This is a genomic window from Streptomyces sp. NPDC001194, from assembly GCF_042896985.1.
Classification (GTDB): Bacteria; Actinomycetota; Actinomycetes; order Streptomycetales; family Streptomycetaceae; genus Streptomyces.
Genome location: NZ_JBIAXU010000003.1, coordinates 26,259 through 48,601 on the forward strand (window position 1 = coordinate 26,259; position 22,343 = coordinate 48,601).

23 protein-coding genes are annotated in these 22,343 nt (G+C 72.4%); 11 read left to right on the forward strand and 12 right to left on the reverse strand.

The window, feature by feature from the left end; all coding sequences use genetic code 11:
- Positions 1 to 165: 165 nt before the first annotated feature.
- Entirely contained in the window at positions 166 to 2,691 is a 2,526-nt protein-coding gene (locus tag ACFY1T_RS08015) for an ATP-dependent Clp protease ATP-binding subunit (RefSeq protein WP_030867894.1), read from the reverse strand.
- Between the two features lie 450 nt (positions 2,692 to 3,141).
- Between ACFY1T_RS08015 and ACFY1T_RS08020 the strand changes: the two genes are divergently transcribed.
- Positions 3,142 to 3,786: an SCO3374 family protein gene (locus tag ACFY1T_RS08020; RefSeq protein ID WP_390787462.1), complete on the forward strand. Its 645-nt coding sequence runs from the start codon at positions 3,142 to 3,144 to the stop codon at positions 3,784 to 3,786.
- Here ACFY1T_RS08020 and ACFY1T_RS08025 read toward each other — a convergent pair.
- The 7 genes from ACFY1T_RS08025 to ACFY1T_RS08055 form a co-directional block, all read right to left on the reverse strand.
- Positions 3,765 to 4,103, reverse strand: a complete 339-nt coding sequence (locus tag ACFY1T_RS08025; RefSeq protein WP_030867899.1) for an Lsr2 family protein — start codon at positions 4,101 to 4,103, stop codon at positions 3,765 to 3,767. The genes ACFY1T_RS08020 and ACFY1T_RS08025 overlap by 22 nt on opposite strands.
- A 165-nt stretch (positions 4,104 to 4,268) precedes the next feature.
- Entirely contained in the window at positions 4,269 to 4,799 is a 531-nt protein-coding gene (locus ACFY1T_RS08030; protein ID WP_030867901.1) for an amino-acid N-acetyltransferase, read from the reverse strand.
- 9 nt (positions 4,800 to 4,808) lie between these two features.
- On the reverse strand, positions 4,809 to 5,288 hold the full coding sequence (locus ACFY1T_RS08035; protein WP_390787463.1) for a BlaI/MecI/CopY family transcriptional regulator: 480 nt from the start codon (positions 5,286 to 5,288) through the stop codon (positions 4,809 to 4,811).
- A 135-nt stretch (positions 5,289 to 5,423) separates the two neighbouring features.
- Complete coding sequence (locus ACFY1T_RS08040; protein ID WP_384704566.1) at positions 5,424 to 5,597, reverse strand: hypothetical protein; 174 nt, start codon at positions 5,595 to 5,597, stop codon at positions 5,424 to 5,426.
- Positions 5,598 to 5,610: 13 nt separating this feature from the next.
- A complete protein-coding gene (locus tag ACFY1T_RS08045) occupies positions 5,611 to 6,279 on the reverse strand; it encodes a hypothetical protein (RefSeq protein ID WP_390787464.1) in 669 nt (222 codons plus the stop codon).
- Positions 6,280 to 6,344: 65 nt separating this feature from the next.
- Positions 6,345 to 6,530 carry a DUF397 domain-containing protein gene (locus ACFY1T_RS08050; RefSeq protein ID WP_030867911.1) on the reverse strand — a complete coding sequence of 62 codons (186 nt, stop codon included), beginning with the start codon at positions 6,528 to 6,530 and terminating at the stop codon, positions 6,345 to 6,347.
- 142 nt (positions 6,531 to 6,672) lie between these two features.
- The gene (locus ACFY1T_RS08055) at positions 6,673 to 7,788 is read right to left on the reverse strand and encodes a threonine aldolase family protein (protein WP_390787465.1); all 1,116 of its coding nucleotides are present in this window, start codon (positions 7,786 to 7,788) and stop codon (positions 6,673 to 6,675) included.
- A 98-nt stretch (positions 7,789 to 7,886) separates the two neighbouring features.
- On the opposite strand from ACFY1T_RS08055, the gene ACFY1T_RS08060 reads away from it, so the two are divergent.
- The 6 genes from ACFY1T_RS08060 to ACFY1T_RS08085 all read left to right on the forward strand — a co-directional run bounded on the left by ACFY1T_RS08060 (position 7,887) and on the right by ACFY1T_RS08085 (position 14,270).
- The gene (locus ACFY1T_RS08060; RefSeq protein WP_351774803.1) at positions 7,887 to 8,792 is read left to right on the forward strand and encodes a DUF2520 domain-containing protein; all 906 of its coding nucleotides are present in this window, start codon (positions 7,887 to 7,889) and stop codon (positions 8,790 to 8,792) included.
- Positions 8,789 to 9,790, forward strand: a complete 1,002-nt coding sequence (panC, locus tag ACFY1T_RS08065; RefSeq protein WP_390787466.1) for a pantoate--beta-alanine ligase — start codon at positions 8,789 to 8,791, stop codon at positions 9,788 to 9,790. The genes ACFY1T_RS08060 and panC overlap by 4 nt, the downstream gene beginning before the upstream one ends.
- Positions 9,787 to 11,520: an L-aspartate oxidase gene (locus ACFY1T_RS08070; RefSeq protein WP_390787467.1), complete on the forward strand. Its 1,734-nt coding sequence runs from the start codon at positions 9,787 to 9,789 to the stop codon at positions 11,518 to 11,520. Before panC ends, ACFY1T_RS08070 begins: the two co-directional genes overlap by 4 nt.
- The gene (gene nadC / locus ACFY1T_RS08075) at positions 11,517 to 12,515 is read left to right on the forward strand and encodes a carboxylating nicotinate-nucleotide diphosphorylase (RefSeq protein ID WP_390787468.1); all 999 of its coding nucleotides are present in this window, start codon (positions 11,517 to 11,519) and stop codon (positions 12,513 to 12,515) included. The genes ACFY1T_RS08070 and nadC overlap by 4 nt, the downstream gene beginning before the upstream one ends.
- On the forward strand, positions 12,515 to 13,324 hold the full coding sequence (locus ACFY1T_RS08080) for a type III pantothenate kinase (protein ID WP_229337411.1): 810 nt from the start codon (positions 12,515 to 12,517) through the stop codon (positions 13,322 to 13,324). The genes nadC and ACFY1T_RS08080 overlap by 1 nt, the downstream gene beginning before the upstream one ends.
- A gap of 208 nt (positions 13,325 to 13,532) precedes the next feature.
- Positions 13,533 to 14,270: a GntR family transcriptional regulator gene (locus ACFY1T_RS08085; protein ID WP_030867930.1), complete on the forward strand. Its 738-nt coding sequence runs from the start codon at positions 13,533 to 13,535 to the stop codon at positions 14,268 to 14,270.
- A gap of 33 nt (positions 14,271 to 14,303) precedes the next feature.
- Here the strand turns inward: ACFY1T_RS08085 and ACFY1T_RS08090 are convergent, their stop codons facing one another.
- Positions 14,304 to 14,513 carry a hypothetical protein gene (locus ACFY1T_RS08090; RefSeq protein ID WP_390787469.1) on the reverse strand — a complete coding sequence of 70 codons (210 nt, stop codon included), beginning with the start codon at positions 14,511 to 14,513 and terminating at the stop codon, positions 14,304 to 14,306.
- A 108-nt stretch (positions 14,514 to 14,621) separates the two neighbouring features.
- Here ACFY1T_RS08090 and ACFY1T_RS08095 point away from each other — a divergent pair, with 108 nt between their 5' ends.
- Complete coding sequence (locus ACFY1T_RS08095; RefSeq protein ID WP_030867934.1) at positions 14,622 to 15,743, forward strand: DUF5937 family protein; 1,122 nt, start codon at positions 14,622 to 14,624, stop codon at positions 15,741 to 15,743.
- A gap of 158 nt (positions 15,744 to 15,901) precedes the next feature.
- On the forward strand, positions 15,902 to 17,455 hold the full coding sequence (locus ACFY1T_RS08100; protein ID WP_390787470.1) for a M28 family metallopeptidase: 1,554 nt from the start codon (positions 15,902 to 15,904) through the stop codon (positions 17,453 to 17,455).
- Positions 17,456 to 17,512: 57 nt separating this feature from the next.
- Here the strand turns inward: ACFY1T_RS08100 and ACFY1T_RS08105 are convergent, their stop codons facing one another.
- Positions 17,513 to 18,436, reverse strand: a complete 924-nt coding sequence (locus tag ACFY1T_RS08105) for an SAM-dependent methyltransferase (RefSeq protein ID WP_390787471.1) — start codon at positions 18,434 to 18,436, stop codon at positions 17,513 to 17,515.
- 179 nt (positions 18,437 to 18,615) lie between these two features.
- Between ACFY1T_RS08105 and ACFY1T_RS08110 the strand changes: the two genes are divergently transcribed.
- Positions 18,616 to 19,818 (forward strand): sensor histidine kinase, encoded by a 1,203-nt coding sequence (locus ACFY1T_RS08110; protein ID WP_390787472.1) that lies wholly within the window; start codon positions 18,616 to 18,618, stop codon positions 19,816 to 19,818.
- 17 nt (positions 19,819 to 19,835) lie between these two features.
- Complete coding sequence (locus ACFY1T_RS08115; protein ID WP_030867945.1) at positions 19,836 to 20,504, forward strand: response regulator transcription factor; 669 nt, start codon at positions 19,836 to 19,838, stop codon at positions 20,502 to 20,504.
- A gap of 25 nt (positions 20,505 to 20,529) precedes the next feature.
- Here ACFY1T_RS08115 and ACFY1T_RS08120 read toward each other — a convergent pair whose 3' ends face one another.
- Both ACFY1T_RS08120 and ACFY1T_RS08125 read right to left on the reverse strand, forming a co-directional pair.
- Positions 20,530 to 21,852, reverse strand: coding sequence for a PH domain-containing protein (locus tag ACFY1T_RS08120; protein ID WP_390787473.1), 1,323 nt, complete (start codon positions 21,850 to 21,852; stop codon positions 20,530 to 20,532).
- On the reverse strand, positions 21,849 to 22,340 hold the full coding sequence (locus ACFY1T_RS08125) for a PH domain-containing protein (RefSeq protein ID WP_390787474.1): 492 nt from the start codon (positions 22,338 to 22,340) through the stop codon (positions 21,849 to 21,851). Before ACFY1T_RS08125 ends, ACFY1T_RS08120 begins: the two co-directional genes overlap by 4 nt.
- Between the last annotated feature and the right edge of the window lie 3 nt (positions 22,341 to 22,343).

A 22,343-nucleotide genomic window follows, 5' to 3' on the forward strand; every position in this document is an offset into this window, starting at 1 on the left:
GGACAGGGGCAAAACGGACATCCGATCTACGAGACGTCCTAGTAGGTCCGTTTTGCCCTGTGCGGCTTGTCACCGGCGCGGGACCTCCGCCGCCCCCGGCACGCCAAAGGGGCGGCCCCGGAACCTTTCGGTTCCGGGGCCGCCCCTCGGTACGGCCGACGCGCGTTACGCGCCCTTCGACAGGTCCGGGCCGGAGCCCGTGGCCTCGATCGGGGGGAGGTCCGGCAGGGCCGACTTCTCCTCGCCGCGGAAGGTGAACTTGGCCTCTTCGCCGTCACCCTCCTTGCCGACGACCACGATGTGACCGGGACGCAGCTCGCCGAAGAGGATCTTCTCCGACAGGACGTCCTCGATCTCGCGCTGGATGGTCCGGCGCAGCGGCCGGGCACCCAGGATCGGGTCGTAGCCGCGCTTGGCGAGCAGGAGCTTCGCGTCACCGCTCAGCTCGATGCCCATGTCGCGGTCCTTCAGGCGCTCGTCGACCTTGGCGATCATCAGGTCGACGATCTGGATGATGTCTTCCTCGGTGAGCTGGTGGAAGACGACCGTGTCGTCGACACGGTTCAGGAACTCGGGCCGGAAGTGCTGCTTGAGCTCTTCGTTGACCTTCGCCTTCATCCGCTCGTAGCCGGTCTTGGTGTCGCCGACAGCGGCGAAACCGAGGTTGAAGCCCTTCGAGATGTCCCGCGTACCCAGGTTGGTCGTCATGATGATGACCGTGTTCTTGAAGTCCACGACCCGGCCCTGGGAGTCGGTCAGGCGACCGTCCTCCAGGATCTGGAGAAGGGAATTGAAGATATCCGGGTGGGCCTTCTCGACCTCGTCGAAGAGGACGACGGAGAACGGCTTGCGGCGCACCTTCTCGGTGAGCTGCCCGCCCTCTTCGTAGCCCACGTAGCCGGGGGGCGAACCGAAGAGGCGCGAAACCGTGTGCTTCTCGCTGAACTCCGACATGTCGAGGGAGATCAGCGCGTCCTCGTCGCCGAAGAGGAATTCGGCGAGCGTCTTGGAGAGCTCGGTCTTACCGACACCGGACGGGCCGGCGAAGATGAACGAGCCACCCGGGCGCTTCGGGTCCTTCAGACCCGCACGGGTACGGCGGATCGCCTGGGAGAGCGCCTTGATGGCGTCCTTCTGGCCGATGACCCGACGGTGGAGCTCGTCTTCCATCCGGAGCAGTCGCGAGGACTCCTCCTCGGTGAGCTTGAAGACGGGAATGCCGGTCGCGGTCGCGAGGACCTCGGCGATGAGCTCGCCGTCGACCTCGGCGACGACGTCCATGTCGCCGGCCTTCCATTCCTTCTCGCGCTTGGCCTTCGCCGCCAGCAGCTGCTTCTCCTTGTCGCGGAGAGAAGCCGCCTTCTCGAAGTCCTGGGAGTCGATGGCCGACTCCTTGTCGCGGCGCACGCCCGCGATCTTCTCGTCGAACTCGCGGAGGTCCGGCGGCGCGGTCATCCGGCGGATGCGCATCCGGGAGCCGGCCTCGTCGATCAGGTCGATCGCCTTGTCCGGCAGGAAGCGGTCCGAGATGTACCGGTCGGCCAGCGTCGCCGCCTGGACGAGGGCCTCGTCCGTGATGGAGACGCGGTGGTGGGCCTCGTAGCGGTCGCGCAGCCCCTTGAGGATCTCGATCGTGTGGGGGAGGGAAGGCTCCGCCACCTGGATCGGCTGGAAGCGGCGCTCGAGGGCCGCGTCCTTCTCGAGGTGCTTGCGGTACTCGTCCAGCGTCGTGGCACCGATGGTCTGGAGCTCACCACGGGCCAGCATGGGCTTGAGGATGCTGGCGGCGTCGATCGCGCCCTCGGCGGCACCCGCACCCACGAGGGTGTGGAGCTCGTCGATGAACAGGATGATGTCGCCGCGGGTGCGGATCTCCTTGAGCACCTTCTTCAGGCGCTCCTCGAAGTCACCGCGGTAGCGGGAGCCCGCGACCAGGGCGCCGAGGTCCAGGGTGTAGAGGTGCTTGTCCTTGAGGGTCTCGGGCACCTCGCCCTTGACGATCGCCTGGGCCAGGCCCTCGACGACGGCGGTCTTGCCGACGCCGGGCTCGCCGATGAGGACCGGGTTGTTCTTGGTACGGCGGGACAGGACCTGCATGACCCGCTCGATCTCCTTCTCGCGCCCGATGACCGGGTCGAGCTTGGATTCGCGGGCGGCCTGCGTGAGATTGCGGCCGAACTGGTCCAGGACGAGGGAGGTCGAGGGGGTGCCCTCGGCCGGGCCGCCGGCCGTGGCCGACTCCTTGCCTCCGCCGGAGTAGCCGGAGAGCAGCTGGATGACCTGCTGCCGGACTCGGTTGAGATCGGCGCCCAGCTTCACCAGGACCTGGGCGGCGACGCCCTCGCCCTCGCGAATGAGGCCGAGCAGGATGTGCTCGGTGCCGATGTAGTTGTGGCCGAGCTGGAGGGCCTCTCGGAGCGAAAGCTCCAGGACCTTCTTCGCCCGCGGGGTGAAGGGGATGTGGCCGGACGGGGCCTGCTGCCCCTGACCGATGATCTCCTCAACCTGCTGGCGAACAGCCTCGAGCGAAATCCCGAGGCTCTCCAGGGCCTTAGCGGCGACACCCTCACCCTCGTGGATCAAGCCCAGGAGGATGTGCTCGGTGCCGATGTAGTTGTGGTTGAGCATCCGGGCTTCTTCCTGAGCCAGGACGACAACCCGCCGCGCGCGGTCGGTGAACCTCTCGAACATCGTTTATCGCTCCTCAGAGCGGTCGGGCAGTTCGGGGTCGGTCCCCGCCCTGTCCTTCCGCATGCTAGTCCCGCGGGGCGGGACAGCTCATTCCAACTGCCGACATCCGTCCGCGATCACCCCCACGTCAGTGGGGAAAACCGGCTTCAACAGCCGACAACTGCTCCAACCCGATGGTGCGAGACGATGTTCCCGCAGGCCAGGCAGATACCCGTCACACGTGTACGCCGATGGCGAACGGAAGCCGCCCAAATCAGCGTGTCGCCCCGATCCACTAGGAATGTCTTACCCGTAAGGACTGACACTCCATGCCGGTGGCGCCGGTTCCCTCCGCTACGGGCGAACACGATTGCGTCCCGAATGTGGGACGCCACCTCGGCGGATGTTTACGTTCCGCATTGAGGCCGCCGCGCAGCGTAACTCGAGCGTCCCTCCGGAGTTGCTCCGTTCATGGCCGCCACCGTTCCACCGCCGCGCGTCGCGCCCGAGGCTTCACCCGCGTACCCGCCCCGGGACGCGTACGCGTCCTGGTACGAGGAGGTGCTCGGCTGGCCCGTAGCCGCCGGACCGCCCGCCCGGCTGGTCACCGGGGTGCTGTTCGACGTGCTGGAGCTGCCGGCCGATGCCGGGGAGCGGCTGCTGCGCGGGCCGGTCGCCACGGGTCCGGTGGCGCTCTCGGGGCTCAGGATGCGCTTCCTGGTGGCCGCGGGGAGCGCGGACGAGCTGGAGGGGCTGCTCGACTGGCTGGAGTGGGGCGGGGTCGACCTGGACCTCGGCGTGCTGGGCGCCGGCGGCCGGATCTCGGCCCCGGTCCCGCCCGGACACCCCCAGGGAAGTCCCCGGGGGGCCGCCGTGTGGCTGCGACCCCCCGAGCAGGGGTGTGAGGCACTGCTGCCCTCCCTGCCCGGTCCGGGGCAGGGCGCCGGTCCCCGGCACGGTGGTGCCGGTCCCGATCTCGTACGCCTGGTCGCCGCGGCGGCGACGGAATGCCACCGGGCGCGCCTGTGGCGGCGTACGCCCCCGCGGGCCCCGTCCCCCGGCCCGCGGGCGCTGAGGGAACGAGAGGCCGAGGGTCAGCCCTTGGCGTTCTCGTAGGCCTCGCGGATCTCCTGCGGAACGCGCCCGCGGTCGTTGACGCTCATCCCCTGGGCCTTGGCCCACGCGCGGATCTCGGCGGTGTCCGGGTTGCCGGACGTCGCGGCCGTACGCGTCTTGGCGCGACCGCCCGAAGCGCGGCCACCGGTGCGGCGGGCGCCCTTGACGTAGTCGGCGAGCGCGGAGCGCAGCTTCTCCGCGTTGGCGGTGGTGAGGTCGATCTCGTAGGTCTTGCCATCCAGAGCGAACGTCACGGTCTCGTCCGCCTCGCCACCGTCGAGGTCGTCGACAAGAAGGACCTGAACCTTCTGTGCCACCGGGATTTCCTTTCATCGAAAAGCAGTACGCGGAAAGGAAACCGCTTTTCCCTGGAAAACACAAACCCCCGACGAGAGGTTCGAGACCGCAACGCGGCGGGAAACGTGCGCGATTCGGACATAGGCCACAGGTGCGCGGAGCACGGGAAAAGCCGCCGTGATCGTTCAGAGGTGCAGAAGCATCCGACTGTTGCCCAAGGTGTTCGGCTTCACTCGTTCGAGACCGAGGAACTCGGCGACGCCCTCGTCATAGGAACGCAGGAGCTCCATGTAGACATCCGTCTCGACCGGGGTCTCGCCGATCTCGACGAAGCCGTGCTTCGCGAAGAAGTCCACTTCGAAGGTCAGGCAGAAAACCTTGGCGACACCGAGGGCCCGCGCGGTGTCCAACAACTGCCGCAGCAGCTGATGGCCGACTCCGGCGCCCTTCAACTCCCGGTCCACCGCGAGAGTGCGAACTTCGGCCAGGTCTTCCCACATGACGTGGAGAGCGCCGCAGCCGACCACCTGGCCGTCCCGGTCGCGTTCCGCTACCCAGAACTCCTGGATGTCCTCGTAAAGAACCACCGGGGCTTTGTCGAGGAGGATCCGCTGCTGCACGTACTGGTCGAGGAGGCGTCGCAGCGCGGGAACATCGCCGGTGCGGGCACGGCGGATCGTCACTGTTTTTGCGTGTTCAGCGGAAAACTCACCCATGCCCGGACGCTATCGCCCGGGCTCGGTCCCGCGCCCGGCGGAGTCCCCTTCGGCGGGCGGGGGTTCCGAGGGCGTCCCGGCGGGGGGCGGGGCCGCGGACCCGGCGGGCGGCTCGGCGGCCGACCCGTCGTCGTACCCCACGATGCGGAAGGCGTCGCGCAGTGCGTCGCGCTGTTCCGCGGACATCATGCCGAAGAAGGCCACGAGGGCGGCCGCGGGGTTGTCGCTCGTCGACCAGGCTTCGTTCATCAGTGCGGCCGAGTAGGCGGCGCGGGTGGAGACCGCGGTATATCGATAGGCGCGGCCTTCAGCTTCCCGGCGGACCCAGCCCTTCTGATGGAGATTGTCCATAACGGTCATGACCGTGGTGTACGCGATGGACCGTTCCTGCTGGAGGTCTTCCAGAACTTCACGAACAGTGACCGGGCGGTTCCACTGCCACACCCGCGTCATGACCGCGTCTTCGAGTTCTCCCAAGGGGCGAGGCACAACAGCACGATAGTGCGGAATGTGCGGAATTGCCCGGCTATTCGGAAGGCAACGCGCCGCGAGAATGCGGTGGCACCGCGTTACGGCGGTGCCGCGCGGGAGAGGCGCTCGGGAAGTGGGGGAAGGCCGGAAGGGCTACTGGCCGGGCTGCGTCTGCTTGGCGGCCTCGGCGCGGGCGATCACGGCGTCGACGGCCGCGTCTTCCTTGGCCTTGTTGGCGCCGCCCTGGCTCTTCACGATCGTCACGACGAGCGCGATGAAGAATCCGGCCATCACTACGGGGGGCACGAGCGCGGAAACGTAGTCCATGCCCCCAGCGTAGCTACCCGGCCGCGAGCCCGGCCGCCGGGGGCGGGGTGGGCTTGCGGCGTGGCGGGAACACCTCACCGGGGGTCGGGATGGGCCGCTCGGACGGGCGCTCGGACGGGCGCTCGGGGCGCGGCGGCTCCTTGGGCGCCGGCGCGGGCCGGGCGGGCTCCTCCTTGCCGTCCTTGCCGTCCTTGCCGTCCTTGGCCGCCCTGGCCTCCCTGGTGTCCTTGCCCCCGGACAGCGCCAGCAGGCGGGTGCGCGGCTGCGGGGTCGTGGACAGCCGCCGGCGTACGGAGCGCTCCGCGATGCCCTGGCAGCGCTCCAGCAGCGCCGCCGCGACCGCGTTGGCCCGCAGTGCGCGCAGGGCGGCCAGATCGTCGGGCGCGGGCTCGTACCCCGCGGCCAGGGCGTCCTGGAGCAGCTCCAGGTAGCCGGAGAGACTGCCGGGCAGGGCGCCGCGGTAGCGGGCCAGGTCGGCGAGGAGGAACTCTCTGAGCCGCCCCGCCTCCTGGACCGCGTCGTCCACCGACTGCGCCAGGCGCAGGCAGTCCTGGACCTCGGGGGTCGTCAGGGGGGCGGGGGCCGTGGAGGACTGGAGGGCGTGGGCGAGCGTTCGCCTGAGCACGTGCAGCTCGGCGGCGCTGAACGCCATGCCGCCGCGGGATCCGTAGGGCGTGGGCATGGGCCGAAGATACGCGCTAATCGGACAAAATCCCCTGAGCGGCATGATTCCGGGCGCGCCGACGGCTACCCGTCCGCCTTGACGGCGTCAAGGAAGTCGGCCCAGGCGGACTGGGTCGTGGCGAGAACCAGGTGCGCCGGGTCGGCCCGGTCGGCGACGCGCACGAGGTGGCCGGGGGCCGCGGAGACGTACACGCAGTTGTCTCCTTCGCCGCAGTACGTGGACTTCTGCCAGTCGGGGTGAGCGGTCATGGTGTCTCCTCCGGGGGACGGCTCCGTTGCTTTCCCGTGCAGCGAAGGTAACCGGGAGGTGGCGCCGGACCGATGACTTCGGCGGAAATCGGTGCGCCGTCGTTGCAGCGACGGGACCATTCGCACATCTGCGGCGGCCCCTTCAGAGACGGTCCGCGAAGGCCCGGGCCGCCTCCCGGACCTCCTCGCGGGTCCAGCTCAGCCCCGGCGCGGTCACCGTCACTTCCGTCACCGACACGCCCGGGACCGGCGCCGCCGACCAGCGGCGGAAGAGCAGCGTGCCCGTTTCCTCCGCCAGCCGGACCCCCGCCTCCGTCAGCCGGTCCGCCCCGTACGGCAGCCAGACCTGGAACTGGTGCGTGTGCGGGGTCTCCGGGTTGATCCGGAACCAGGGGACCGGTCCGCCGGCCAGTGCCTCCGCCAGGGCCCCGGCCACCACGCGGGCCTGGGCCACGTACGAGGGCAGGCGCGGGAGCTCCCCGTCCAGGCCGGCCAGTGCGGAGAGGGCCTGCGGGAACTGCCGGAACACCTGGCCCCCGTACCGGTGGCGCCACACCCGCGCCTCCGCGACCAGGGAGGAGGAGCCCGCCAGGGCCGCCCCGCCGAGGCCGCCGAGCGACTTGTAGAACGAGACGTACACCGAGTCCGCGAGCCCCGCGATCTCCTCCAGCGGCCGCCCGAAGTGCACGGTCGACTCCCACAGCCGGGCCCCGTCGAAGTGGACCACCGCGTCCCGTTCGCGGGCCGCGCCGACCAGCGCCTCCAGCTCCTCCCAGGACGGCAGCAGGAACCCTGCGTCACGCAGCGGGAGCTCCAGCATCAGCGTGCCGAAGGGCTCCGCCAGGTCCGCGACCTCCTCCGCCGTCGGCTGGCGCGGGTCCGTCGTCGGGTGCACCGTCCGCAGGCCCGAGACCAGCGACAGCGCCCCGCCCTCCCACAGTTCCGGATGGCTCATCGGGTGCAGCGCGACCACCGGGTTCCCGGTCCGCCCCGCCCAGCAGCGCAGCGCGATCTGCTGGGCCATCGTCCCCGACGGGAAGAACGCCGCGTCCTGCGTGCCGAGCAGCTCCGCCACCCGCCGCTCCAGCCGGGCCACCACCCCGTCCCCGTACACGTCGGCCGGCTCGTCGGGATCCGGCGCGGCCAGCCCCGCCAGCAGCTCCCCGACCGTCGCCTCGCGAGCGCCCGGCGAGAGCGTCCGGTCCGCCGTACGCCCCGCCACCAGCAGCCGCTCCGTCAGATCATCGTCGTCCGTCATGCCCCCGATCATCGCCGACCGGCCAACACGCCCAGGGGCTAGCATGGCGACGTATCGTCCGGTACCCCCCGCGGACTGGAACGGAAGGCCTTCCCCGCGTGAACTCATCCCAGCAACCGCGCCCCGCCCGGCTCACCGTCGGTGTCGTCGGCGCAGGCCGGGTCGGCCCCGCGCTGGCCCGTGCGCTCCAGCAGGCCGGACACCGGCCGGTCGCCGTCTCCGGCGTCTCCGACGCCTCCCGCCGGCGCGCCGCGCGGATGCTGCCCGACGTGCCGCTCGTACCGCCCGCCCAGGTGCTGGAGCTGGCCGACCTGGTGCTTCTGACCGTGCCCGACGACGCGCTGCCGGCCCTCGTCGAGGGGCTCGCGGAGACCGGCGCGATCCGGCCCGGCCAGCTCCTCGTCCACACCTCCGGGCGGTACGGGACCGCCGTGCTGGATCCGGCCCGGCGCGCGGGCGCGCTCCCGCTGGCCCTGCACCCCGCGATGACCTTCACCGGCACCGAGGTCGACGTCCAGCGGCTCGCAGGCTGCTCGTTCGGCGTCACGGCCCCCGAGGAGCTGCGGCTGGCGGCCGAGGCCCTGGTCATCGAAATGGGCGGGGAACCCGAGTGGATCGCGGAGGAGAACCGTCCGCTCTACCACGCGGCCCTCGCCCTGGGCGCGAACCACCTGGTCACCCTGGTCGCCCAGGCCATGGAACTGCTGCACAAGGCCGGGGTCGAGCACCCCGACCGGATGCTCGGCCCGCTGCTCGGCGCGGCCCTCGACAACGCCCTGCGCTCGGGCGACGCCGCACTGACCGGACCCGTGGCCCGCGGCGACGCCGGTACGGTCGCCGCACACGTCGCCGAGCTGCGCAAGCACGCCCCGGCGTCGGTCTCCGGCTACCTGGCGATGGCCCGTACGACCGCCGACCGGGCCCTCGCGCACGGCCTCCTCAAGCCCGAACTCGCCGAGGACCTCCTCGGCGTGCTCGCCGATCCCGAGGGTGGGGACCAGTGACCGGCCTGCTGCTGATCGACACCGCCGAGGAGCTGCACAAGCTCCCGCGCACCGACGGCGGCCCCCGCGCCGTCGTCATGACCATGGGCGCCCTCCACGAGGGCCACGCCACCTTGATCCGTACGGCCCGCGAGCGGGCCGGGGACGCGGGCCAGGTCGTGGTCACCGTCTTCGTCAACCCCCTGCAGTTCGGGGCCAACGAGGACCTGGACCGCTACCCCCGCACCCTCGACGCCGACCTGGAGATCGCCCGCGCGGCCGGCGCCGACGCCGTGTTCGCCCCGGCCGTCGACGAGGTCTACCCCGGCGGCGACCCCCAGGTGCGGATCACCGCCGGCCCGATGGGCGAGCGCCTCGAAGGGGCCACCCGGCCCGGCCACTTCGACGGCATGCTCACCGTCGTCGCCAAGCTGCTCCACCTCACCCGCCCCGACCTGGCCCTCTTCGGCCAGAAGGACGCGCAGCAACTGGCCCTGATCCGGCGGATGGTGACCGACCTGAACTTCCCGGTCGAGGTGGTCGGCGTGACGACCGTGCGCGAGGAGGACGGGCTCGCGCTGTCCTCCCGCAACCGGTACCTCTCCGCCCAGGAGCGCCGCACCGCCCTGGCCCTGTCCCGCGCCCTGTTCGCCGGCCAGGACCGGCTCGCCGCCCAGGCCGCGCTGCGCGCCCGCGCCGAGGCCTCCCCCGCCAGCGACGAGCGGGCCACCGCCCTGGCCCGGCTCGGCGAGATCCGGTCCGCCGCCGACGCGCACGCCGTGTCCGCCGCGGGCACCGGGCTGCCGGACGCCGTACGGGCCGCCGCCCGGCACGTCCTGGAGGAGGCGGGCCGGCACGATCCGCCGCTGCAGCTGGACTACCTGGCGCTGGTGGACCCGCAGGACTTCACCGACGTCCGCCCCGACTTCACCGGGCAGGCGGTCCTGGCCGTCGCCGCCAAGGTGGGGACGACCCGGCTGATCGACAACATCCCATTGGAGTTCGGAGCACACACGTGAGCACCCCAGGCACCGGCACCGCAGGCACCGGCATACGGCTGCACGCCAACGCCCCCGGCTGGGCCGTCGACGCCGACGTCGTGGTCGTCGGCTCCGGCGTCGCCGGCCTGACCGCGGCACTGCGGTGCGCCGCCGCCGGCCGCCGTACGGTCGTGGTCACCAAGGCCCGGCTCGACGACGGCTCCACCCGCTGGGCGCAGGGCGGCATCGCCGCGGCCCTCGGCGACGGCGACACCCCCGAACAGCACCTGGACGACACGCTGGTGGCGGGCGCCGGGCTGTGCGACGAGGCCGCCGTACGGCTCCTGGTGACCGAGGGGCCGGACGCCGTGCGCCGGCTCATGGCCACCGGAGCGGTCTTCGACACCTCCGCCGAGACCGGCGAGATAGAGCTGACCCGCGAGGGCGGCCACCACCGCCGCCGGATCGCGCACGCGGGCGGCGACGCCACCGGCGCGGAGATCTCCCGCGCGCTGGTCGAAGCCGTCCAGCGCGCGGGCATCCGCACGGTCGAGAACGCGCTCGTACTGGACCTCCTGCAGGACGCCGAGGGCCGCACGGCCGGGGTCACCCTGCACGTCATGGGCGAGGGCCAGCACGACGGGGTCGGCGCCGTCCACGCGCCGGCCGTGATCCTGGCGACCGGCGGCATGGGCCAGGTCTTCTCGGCCACCACGAACCCGTCGGTGTCCACCGGCGACGGGGTCGCGCTCGCGCTGCGGGCCGGGGCCGAGGTCTCCGACCTGGAGTTCGTCCAGTTCCACCCGACCGTGCTCTTCCTCGGCCCGGACGCCGAGGGACAGCAGCCGCTGGTCTCGGAGGCCGTCCGCGGCGAGGGCGCGTACCTCGTCGACGCCGACGGGGTGCGCTTCATGCAGGGGCAGCACGAGCTCGCCGAACTGGCCCCGCGCGACATCGTGGCCAAGGGCATCATGCGCCGCATGCAGGAGCAGGGCGCGCAGCACATGTACCTCGACGCCCGGCACTTCGGCGCGCAGATGTGGGAGCAGCGCTTCCCGACCATCCTGGCCGCCTGCCGCTCCCACGGCATCGACCCGGTCACCGAGCCCATCCCGGTCGCGCCCGCCGCGCACTACGCCTCCGGCGGCGTACGGACCGACCTGCACGGCCGCACCACCGTCCCCGGCCTGTACGCGTGTGGCGAGGTCGCCTGCACCGGCGTGCACGGCGCGAACCGGCTCGCCTCCAACTCCCTCCTGGAGGGGCTGGTCTTCGCCGAGCGGATCGCCGACGACATCGCGGGCGGCGCGCCCGCCGGCAGCGGCCCCGGCATCCCGGTCCCCGCGACCGGACCGCTCCAGCCCGCCGAGGCCCGGTACGAGGTCCAGCGCATCATGACCGACGGCGCGGGCGTGCTCCGCTCCGCCGCCTCCCTGCGCACGGCGGCCGCCGCCCTGGAGGACCTCTACGCGACGGCCCTCACGGCGCTGGAGACGGACGGCAAGACCGCCGTGCCCGGTGTCGAGACCTGGGAGGCCACGAACCTGCTGTGCGTGGCCCGCGTCCTGGTCGCCGCCGCCCTGCGCCGCGAGGAGACCCGCGGCTGCCACTGGCGCGAGGACCACCCCGACCGGGACGACGCCGCGTGGCGCCGCCACCTCGTCGTCCGGCTGTCCGCCACCGAGAGGCGGGCCCTGGTCGTCACCCCCACCGACTCCGCGGGCTTTCCGTCCGTACAGCACCCCCTGAGCCAGGAGCAGTCATCGTGAGCACCCCCGAACAGCACGAGCACGACCACGAGCACGCGGAGCTGCCGCTCCTCGACCAGTCCGCGGGCGGCTGCGGCGACGACTGCGCGTGCGGCGACGGCGAGGAGAGCGGCCTGGACCCGGCGCTCGCCCAGCTGCTCGCCGATGCGGGCCTGGACCCCATCGAGGTCGAGGACATCGCCCACATGGCGATCTCCGAGGACCTGGACGGCGGCGAGGACGTGACCACCGTCGCCACCGTGCCCGAGGACGCCGTCGCCACCGCCGACTTCACGGCGCGCGAGGCGGGCACGGTCGCCGGCCTGCGGGTCGCCGAGGCCGTCCTGTCGGTCGTCTTCACCGACACCTTCCAGGTCGAGCGCCACGTCGAGGACGGCGCGCGCGTGCAGGCCGGCCAGGTGCTGCTGTCGGTCACGGCCCGCACCCGGGACCTGCTGACCGCCGAGCGCAGCGCGCTGAACCTGCTCTGCCTGATGTCCGGCATCGCGACGGCGACCCGCACGTGGGCCGACGAGCTGGAGGGCACCAAGGCGAAGGTCCGCGACACCCGCAAGACCACGCCGGGCCTGCGCTCCCTGGAGAAGTACGCGGTGCGCTGCGGCGGCGGCGTCAACCACCGCATGTCGCTCTCGGACGCCGCGCTGATCAAGGACAACCACGTGATCGCGGCGGGCGGCGTCGCGGAGGCGTTCAAGGCCGTCCGCGAGCAGTTCCCCGACCTGCCGATCGAGGTCGAGGTCGACACCCTCCAGCAGGTCCGCGAGGCCCTGGACGCGGGCGCGGACCTGATCCTGCTCGACAACTTCACGCCGATCGAGACCGAGGAGGCCGTCGCGCTGGTCCAGGGCCGCGCGGTGCTGGAGTCCTCGGGCCGGCTGACCATGGCCAACGCCCGTACGTACGCGGAGACGGGCGTCGACTACCTCGCGGTCGGCGGGCTCACGCACTCCTCCCCGATCCTGGACATCGGCCTGGACCTGCGCGAGGAGCGGTAATGCTGCTGACCATCGACGTCGGCAACACCCACACCGTGCTCGGCCTGTTCGACGGCGACGAGATCGTCGAGCACTGGCGCATCTCCACCGACCCCCGCCGGACGGCCGACGAGATGGCCGTCCTGATGCAGGGCCTGATGGGCATGCACCCGATGCTCGGCAGCGAGCTCGGCGACGGCATCCACGGCATCGCGATCTGCTCGACCGTCCCGTCGGTGCTGCACGAGCTGCGCGAGGTGACCCGCCGCTACTACGGCGACGTCCCCGCGGTGCTGGTGGAGCCCGGGATCAAGACGGGCGTGCCGATCCTGATGGACAACCCCAAGGAGGTCGGCGCGGACCGCATCATCAACGCGGTCGCCGCCGTCGAGCTCTACGGCGGCCCGGCGATCGTGGTCGACTTCGGTACGGCGACCACCTTCGACGCCGTGTCCGCGAAGGGCGAGTACGTGGGCGGGGTGATCTCCCCGGGCATCGAGATCTCGATGGAGGCCCTCGGCGTACGGGGCGCCCAGCTCCGCAAGATCGAGCTGGCGCGGCCGCGCAACGTCATCGGCAAGTCCACGGTCGAGGCGATGCAGTCGGGCGTGGTCTACGGCTTCGCCGGTCAGGTCGACGGGGTCGTCACGCGCATGGCCAAGGAGCTGGCCGGACCGCACGGCGACCCGAGCGACGTCCGGGTGATCGCCACCGGCGGCCTGGCGCCGATGGTCCTCGGCGAGTCCTCGGTCATCGACGACCACGAGCCGTGGCTGACGCTGATCGGGCTGCGCCTGGTCTACGAGCGCAACGCGCCGAACTTCGACTGAGGCCGCGCGCCCGACGTACGCCTGCCGCCGGCCCCGGCCCGCCCGGCCCGCCCCCGCCCGGCCGCCCCCGCCCGGCCGCCCGCGGCCGGCGTGCGGGCGGCCGGGCGGCGGTGTGGCGCTCGTCTCACTCCGCGCCGTTCCGAAGACCCGGGTTCGACCTGATGAATTAGCTTGAGCCCAACTCGTCGACAGGTACAGGACGGCTCAAATGGCCCGTGATACGGCGTACTTGAAGGTGGCCGACGCGCTGCGGGCGCGGATCCGGGCCGGGGAGTGGCCCGTCGGCGCCAAGCTGCCGTCGCGGTCCCGGTTCGCCCGGGAGTACGAGGTCGGGCAGAGCGTCACGCAGCGCGCGCTGGAGCTGCTGATCATCGAGGGGCTCCTGGAGGGCCGGGCGGGATCGGGCACCTACCTGAGCGCTCCGCGCGAGCGGCTGCGGATGGTCCGCTCCCGGCGGCGCCGCCGGGCCGGGCTCGGCGGTGGCGGCCTGACCTGGGAATCGCGTTCCACGGCCCGTACTCCGGCGCCGGAGCGGATCGCGGAGCGGCTCGCCGTCGCGCCGGGCGACCCGTGCGTGCACACCACGTACGAGTTCCTGGCCGAGGGCCGGCCGGTGGAGATCTGCGAGTCCTGGGAGCCGATGGCGGTCACGGACGGCACTCCGGTCGTCCTGCCGGAGGCGGGTCCGTTCAAGGGGGCCGGGGTCATCGAGCGGATGCGCTCGATCGGCGTGCTGGTCGCCTCGGCGACCGAGGTCCCCCGCCCGGCGCGCGCGAACCAGACGCAGGCCGGTCTGCTCGGGATCGGCGTCGGCGAGCTGATCACCGAGATCGAGCGGACGTACTACGCGGTGGACGGCCGGGCCGTGGAGACCGCGGACATCGTGGTCGCGGACCGGCGCTCGGAGATCGCGTACGAGATCGACTTCCACCCCGGGGACCGCTGACCGCTCCGCGTCACCGGCGCTTGCCGGGCCGCACTACCGGGCCCCGTGCGCGTGCGTCAGCCGGCGCAGGGCGGCCCACCAGGGGTGCCGGGCCTCCCCGCCGTCGATGACGGCCCGGAACTGGGCGTACGTACGGGCCGAGCGCAGGACGGCGACGTCGTCGCGGCCCGGCGGCGGGGGCATCGGCACACCCTGCTGCGATGCCCGCCAGGTGTCTATGAGGTACTGCTCGATCGCTGTCATTCCTCCACCCTGGACCCGCTCGGTCCACCTCGCACGACGATTGACGCTCCCCGTCAATCGAACCGTGTCCGTCCAGGTCACGGGCTCGGGACAGGTCAGAATGGCCCGATGAGCGTCACCATCGACATCGCCGGTCTCCCCGCGGAGCGCATCCGTTTCGCGCCCTCTCCGCTCTCCGAGCTCTGCATGACGCTGCACGCCCTCTCCCAGCCGGCCCACCACCCGGGCCTGGCCTCCTGGACCACGGCCACCGCGGCCGCGCTGGAGCCCTGCCTCGCGGACCGGCTGCTGGAGGGCGACTTCATGTGGCGCAGCTCCTTCTCCGACATCTTCATGGCCTTCGCGGGGATCCCCGGCGGCAGCGGCCTGCCCGCCGCGACCCTGGCCGAGGAGCTCGACGTACTCGACCGGATGGACGACGAGCGGTTCGTGATGGCCGCCCTGGAGCACTGCTGGCTGGCGCTCTACAACGAGGGCGGTGGGCCCTCCCCGCTGAAGAACCCGCAGGCCAGGACCAAGGCGCTGGAGACGGCCGCCGCGCGCGGCCCGCGCCAGCTGGAGTTCTCGCTGCGGCTGCTGGACGACACGGCCGCCGTACGGGTGTGGCTGCGGCGGCTCCTGGAGGACTGCGAGGAGGCGTTCTTCGCGGAGACCTGGCGGCGGCTGGAGCCGCAGCAGAGCGCGGACGCCCGGCACAAGACGGAGGTCCTGCGGCGCAAGGGGCTGGCGGCGACGCTGCACGAGGTATCGCCGGCGCTGAGCGTCGACGCGGCCGCCACCACCATCACCGTCGACAAGATGGTCCACGGCTCGGCCACGGCGACGGACCCGGAGATAGGCCCCGGCCTGGTCTTCATCCCGACGAACTTCGGCTGGCCTCACCTGCTGGTGCTCCACGCGCCCGGCTGGATGCCGGTGGTCCACTATCCGATCCGCTCCCCCGAACTGCCCGAGCCGGGTTCGGTCGAGCTGCTCCAGCGCCGGATGGAGGCACTGGCGCACCCGATGCGGATGATGCTGTGCCGGAGCCTGGCCCGGGCGCCGTACACGACGAGCGAGCTGGCGACCGTGCACGGGATCACGGCGCCCGAGGTCTCGCGGCACCTGTCGGCGCTGAAGAAGGCGGGTCTGCTGCACACCTGGCGCCAAGGGCGCTACGTCCAGCACCAGTTGGATCTGAAGGTCGTGGCCCGGATCGGCTCGGAGTTCATCGAGGGCATCCTGCGCTGAAGCCGGCGGCGGGCTTTCACCGATATGCGGAGGACGTCACCCGGAATCAGCGAAACCTCTGGCGAGATCGGCCGGACGGTCTATACCGTGCGTCCACCGCGCACCACCGACGCCCGATCATCCGTCTGTCTGCCCGTACTTGTCGTGGAAGGACCTTCATGCCCTCACGCCGTATAGCCGCAGCAACCGCCGCCCTGGCCGCCGCGGCCCTCGTCTCCCCGCTGATGCTCGCCGGGCCGGCCGGCGCCGCCGGAAGCCCGCAGAGCGATGCCGCGCGGGGTGACGCGCTGGCCCGGAAACTGGTCAAGGACTCGACCGGCAAGGGCGCCAACAACCACCTGAAGGTCTTCCAGGCCATCGCCGACTACAACAAGGGCACCCGCGTGGCCGGTTCCAAGGGCCACGTGCAGTCCGCCCAGTACGTCGAGGCCGTGATGCGGGCGGCCGGCTACAAGGTCTCGAAGAACGAGTTCGACTTCGTGTACGTCGAGACGATCGCCGAGACGCTGAAGGTCAACGGCGCGGGCGGGCGGGACGTCCCGATCAAGCTGATGACGTACACGGCGAGCGGCCCGGAGGCCGGCGTGACCGCGCGGATCGCCGTCGCACCGGTGGACGCGGACGGTTCGAACGGCTGCGAGCCCGGCGACTTCGCCGCGGGCGCCTTCACCGGGAAGATCGCGCTGATCAAGCGCGGCGGCTGCACCTTCGCGGTCAAGCAGGCCAACGCGGCGGCGGCCGGGGCGGTCGGCGCGGTCATCTACAACAACACCGCGGGCGCCCTCAACGGCACCCTGGGCGACGCGAACGCGGGCAAGGTCCCCACCGGCGGGCTCTCCCAGGCCGAGGGCGAGCGGCTGGCCGCCGAGGCGACGGCCGGGCCGGTCGAGGTGACCCTCGACATCCGCGAGTTCCGGGAGAACCGCAAGACCTACAACGTGATCGCGGAGACGCGGGGCGGCGACGAGAACAACACCGTCTTCCTCGGCGCGCACCTCGACTCGGTCGCGGCGGGTCCGGGCATCAACGACAACGGGTCGGGCTCCGCCGGCATCCTCCAGGTCGCCCAGCGCCTCGCGAGCAGCCAGACCAAGATCAAGAACAAGGTCAAGTTCGCGTGGTGGTCGGCGGAGGAGTTCGGCCTGCTGGGCTCCGAGGCGTACGTCGGCGGTCTGACGGACGCGCAGAAGAAGCAGATCCGGCTCTACCTGAACTTCGACATGATCGCCTCGCCGAACGCGGCGTACTTCGTCTACGACGGCGACGACTCGGACAAGGTCGGCTCGGGCCCGGGGCCGGAGGGCTCGGCGCAGCTGGAGAAGGGCATCACCGACTTCCTCGACGCGCAGAAGATCCCGCACGAGGGGTCCGACTTCACGGGCCGCTCGGACTACGGCCCGTTCATCGAGGCGGGCATCCCGTCCGGCGGTACGGACACGGGCGCCGAGGGCATCAAGACGGCGGCGCAGGCGGCGAAGTTCGGGGGCGAGGCCGGGGTCGCGTACGACGTGAACTACCACGGCAAGGGCGACGACATCACGAACATCGACCAGAAGGCGCTGGACATCAACGTGGACGTGATCGCGAACGCGGTCGGCCACTACGCCTTCGACCTGGCTCCGCTGTCGAAGCCGGTCCCCCCGGCCCCGACCACGGGCGGCAGCACCGGCGGGGGCCTGCGCCCGGGCCACGACCACGAGCTCGCGCAGTAGCGGCATCCGCCGCGGGCATCCGCCGCGCGGGGCCTTCCCCCCGCGCGGCGGAACCGGTCAGCCGGGCCAGGGAGCCACGCCGACCGGCTGGACCAGCCAGGCGAAGTCTCCGAGACCGCCGCGGGCGGTGAGTTCCGCCGCCTCGCCGGCGCGGGCCAGGGCGCGCACGTACGCCGCGGGGTCCGTCGACGCCAGGGCCAGCGGGGGGCGGGCCCCCGAGACCCCGAGGAGGGCCAGCGCCTCGCGCTGCGACACCAAGGCCGCACCCGCGCCCGCGCAGGCGTCCAGCGCGACGTGAGCCGTGACGTCACAGCTCCCGTCCGGCACGGGCGCCACCTCCCGGCCGGCCCGGAAGCCCGTCAGGGTGCCGTACGGGGGCCGCGCGTCCCGGGTGTGGGCGTAGTCCACCGCCACCGCGAGGCCGCGCGACACCGAGCGCACGGCGCCGGCCCAGGCCTCGTCCCGCCCCCGCCCGATCTCCGCGCGGCCGGGGCCCGGCCACCACCGCTCCAGCCACGCCCGGTCCGCCCCCGTCACCGCCGGCCCGCGGGTCTCCGCACCCTCGCGGTCGACCAGTACGTAGTGCCCGTCCTGCGCCACGTCCAGCGGCACGTTGTCCAGCCACTCGTTCGCGAACAGCAGCCCCGCCGTCTCCCGCGGCACCTCCGCGGCCCACCGGATCCGCCCGTCCAGGCCCGCCGGCCGCTCCGCCCGCTCCACGGCCACCGCGCGCACCCGCCCGGCGACCTCCGCGGGCAGCGCGCCCAGCACCCCGGTCAGCAGCTCCCCCCGCCCGGCCCCGACGTCGACCAGGTCCAGCTCCGGCGGATGCCCGAGCTGCGCGTCCACCCATCGCAGCAGCCGGGCCACGGCCCCCGCGTACAGCGGCGAGGCGTGCACGGACGTGCGGAAGTGCCCGGCCGGCCCCGGCCCGCCCGGCCGTACGTAGAAACCGTCCGGCCCGTACAGCGCGGCCTCCATCGCTTCCTTCCACCCGACCGGAAGATCATCCGGAACCGGATCGGGATCTGCGACTTCTCCCTCAGTCCTCATCCCCGAAAGGTTAAGCTCGGCCTCCACCTTGGGGAGTACGCCCCCGTCACACGGATCGCACCTGTGGTTGACTCCAGCACCTATCTCCTTTGCCTACTCTGGGTTACGTGCAGCGCCTCTACGACTTCCTCCGCAGACACCCGACGGGCGTCGACAGCTTCTGGGCTGTCCTCCTGGTCGGGTTCGGGCTGCTGCAAGTCGCCGAAGACAGTTTCAACAGCACCGCCGCCCGCCTGATCGCCGTCCCGTCCGTGCTCGCGATGGGCGTGGTGGTGGCCTTCCGGCGCAAGTGGACGGAGCAGATGTTCTGGCTCGCCGTCGGCACCGGCGTCTACAAGCTGGTCACCCACACCGAGTTGATCAACTCCGACCTCGCGATGCTGATCATCCTGTACACGGTGGCCGCCTCGGCCGAGATCCCCCGCTGGCTGTCCCGTACGGCCCTCGGCATCGGGCTGGCCGCCGCACCGGCGTACGTGCTGGCCTTCCGCGCGGACCGGCTCGACACCTCCGAGAACGTCCTGACCGCGATCTTCGCGATCGTCCCGTTCGCCCTCGCCTGGGTGCTCGGCGACTCCCTGCGCACCCGCCGGGCCTACTACGCCCAGCTCGTCGAGCGGAACCAGCGCCTGGAGAAGGAGCGCGAGGCCCAGGCCAAGGTGGCCGTCGCCGCCGAGCGCGCCCGGATCGCCCGCGAGCTGCACGACGTCGTCGCGCACAACGTCTCGGTGATGGTCGTCCAGGCCGACGGCGCCGCGTACGTGATGGACGTGGCCCCGGAGCAGGCCAAGGAGGCCCTCCAGACCATCTCCGGCACCGGCCGCCAGGCCCTCGCGGAAATGCGCCGGCTGCTCGGCGTGCTGCGCACCGGGGAGCCGCAGGAGTCCGAGGACTACGTGCCCCAGCCCGACGTGGAGCAGATCGAGGTCCTGGTCGAGCAGGTACGGGCGGCCGGGCTCACGGTGGACTTCCAGGTCGAGGGCGCGCCCCGCCGGCTGCCCACGGGCGTCGAGCTCACCGCGTACCGCATCGTGCAGGAGGCGCTGACGAACACCCGCAAGCACGGCGGCCCCGACGCCAAGGCCAGCGTCCGGCTGGTCTACTTCGACGACGGGCTGGGCCTGCTGGTCGAGGACGACGGCCGGGGCGCGGCCCACGAGCTGTACGAGGACGGCGGCGCCGACGGCGCCGGGCACGGGCTGATCGGCATGCGCGAGCGGATCGGCATGGTCGGAGGCACCCTGGACGCGGGCCCGCGTCCCGGCGGCGGCTTCCGGATCAGCGCACTGCTCCCGCTCAAGAAGAAATGACGAGGTCGAGGTAACTGATGTCCATCCGAGTGATGCTGGTCGACGACCAGGTACTGCTGCGCACGGGCTTCCGCATGGTGCTCGCGGCCCAGCCGGACATGGAGGTCGTCGCCGAGGCCGGCGACGGCCTGGAGGCGCTGGAGGTGCTGCGCTCCACGAAGGTGGACGTGGTGCTGATGGACGTCCGCATGCCGAAGCTCGACGGGGTCGAGGCCACGCGCCGGATCTGCGAGCGGGACGAGCACCCCGATGTGATCATCCTGACCACCTTCGACCTCGACGAGTACGCCTTCTCGGGGCTGAAGGCCGGCGCGAGCGGGTTCATGCTCAAGGACGTGCCGCCGGCCGAGCTGCTGGCCGCGATCCGCTCGGTGCACAGCGGCGACGCGGTGGTGGCCCCGTCCACGACCCGGCGCCTGCTGGACCGCTTCGCACCGATGCTCCCGACGAACACGCAGGAGCCGCAGAACAAGGAGATCGAGCGGCTGACGGAGCGCGAGCGCGAGGTCATGCTGCTCGTGGCCCAGGGCCTGTCGAACGGCGAGATCGCCGCCCGGCTGGTCCTCTCCGAGGCCACGGTCAAGACGCACGTGGGCCGCATCCTGACCAAGCTGAGCCTGCGCGACCGCGTCCAGGTGGTCGTCCTCGCGTACGAGACGGGACTGGTCCGCGCCGGCGGCGCGTAGCACCCGCCGGGCGGGTCGGGTCAGGTCAGGTCATCCAGCGGTCCGGGCGGGCGTCAGCGCGGGAAGTGCGGGAGCGGGCGGCCTGGGCGTCCAGCAGCCCGGCCGCCCCGGCCGCCGGGCGCAGCCGCGCCGTGACCGTTCCGTTGGCGCCGGTGTCCACATGGACGTCGGCGAGGCCCTGCACCCGCTCCCACGGGCCCTGGGTGAGCCGGACGCTCTGCACCTTGGCGTGCGGGACGATCTCCGTACGGCGGCACAGCAGCCCCTTGCGGACGGCGAACACGTCCGCGGAGACGGCCAGCGCATAGCCCCTCCACCACACCGGCACCACCCACCGCGACCCGGCCTTCGGGGACCGGCCGAAGGCGAGGCCGGCCAGGTCCACGCCGGGCAGCACCCGGGCGACGACCGCCTGGGCGGCCTCCCGCGAGGCCACCGGCACCAGGACGTCGTTCTTCGAGCCGGCCACCGCCAGCTCCACCCGTACCCAGCCGCGGCGCCGCCACAGCAGCGGCTCCACGATCCGTACGGTCTGCACCCGCCCCGGCGGCACCGTCTCGTGCGCCCGGTCCAGCAGCCCGTGGTCGAGGCGCAGCCCGTCGGGGGACTCGGCGACCCGCCAGTCGAACTCGTTCAGGAAGCGGCCGACCGTGCCCGACCAGAGCCCGCCCAGCATGGGCAGCATCGTCGCGATCGTCGCCCAGTGGTTCCCGCTGAACCACCACACGGCGACGGGCACGCCCAGGCCGGCGGCCAGCGCCCCCCACGCCGAGAGCGTGAGCAGCAGCGACACCACCAGGTCCCGGGGGCCGACGCGCAGCAGCTCCTGCTGCGGGGCCTCGCCGAGCACGACCGCCTCCGCGGGCGCGAAACCGGCCGCCCGGGCCAGCAGCTCGGCGCGCAGCGCCACGGCCTCGCGCTCGTCGAGGAAGGCGAGCTCGTCCTTGTCCTCGGTGCCGATCACGTCGAGCCGCAGCTTGGCGACGCCGGCGACCCGCGCCAGCAGCGGCCGGGTCACGTCGATCGCCTGGATGCGGTCGAGGCGGATGTGCGCGGTGCGCCGGAAGAGCAGACCGCTGCGGATGCGCAGCTCGGTGTCGGTCACCGCGTAATGGGTGAACCACCAGCTCAGGAACCCGTACACGCCGAACACCACGACCAGGGCGAGCAGTGCGAGGGCGCGCAGGGTCACGGAGAGCCCGCTCGACCACCGCCGGAGCTGGTCGGCCTGCTGGACGACGACGCCGACGGTCGCGGCGATCGGCACCCACGCCCGGCGCAGCGGCGTGAGCAGGTGCAGCCGGCGCTCGACGGCGGATTCGGCCGCGGCGGCCGATTCGGCGCTCACAGGCCCGCCGACCTTGCCTCGCCGAGCTCCGTCAGCCGGTCCCGCAGCCGCTGGGCCTCGGCCGGGACCAGTCCCGGAATCTTGGCGTCCGTGGCCGCGGCCGCCGTGTGCAGCTGTACGGAGGCCAGCCCGAAGCGCCGCTCCAGCGGCCCCGAGGTCACCTCGACCAGCTGCATGCGCCCGTACGGGACCACCGTCTGCGCCCGCCACAGCACGCCCCGGCTGATCAGCAGGTCGTCGGCGCGCTCCGCGTACCGCCAGGACCGCCAGTTGCGGCCGAGCACCACCCACCCCCAGACCAGGGCGACCAGCCAGACCGCCCCCGCGGCGGCCCACGCGGGACCGGCCGTCAGCCCGAGCAGCAGCGCGGTCCCGACGGCCAGCGGCACCGCCCAGATCACCAGCAGCAGCCGCCGCAGCCTGAGCAGCCCGCCCGGCAGCCCCACCCATCCGGGCCGGCTCGTCTCACCCGAAGTCCCCGTTTCCATGGG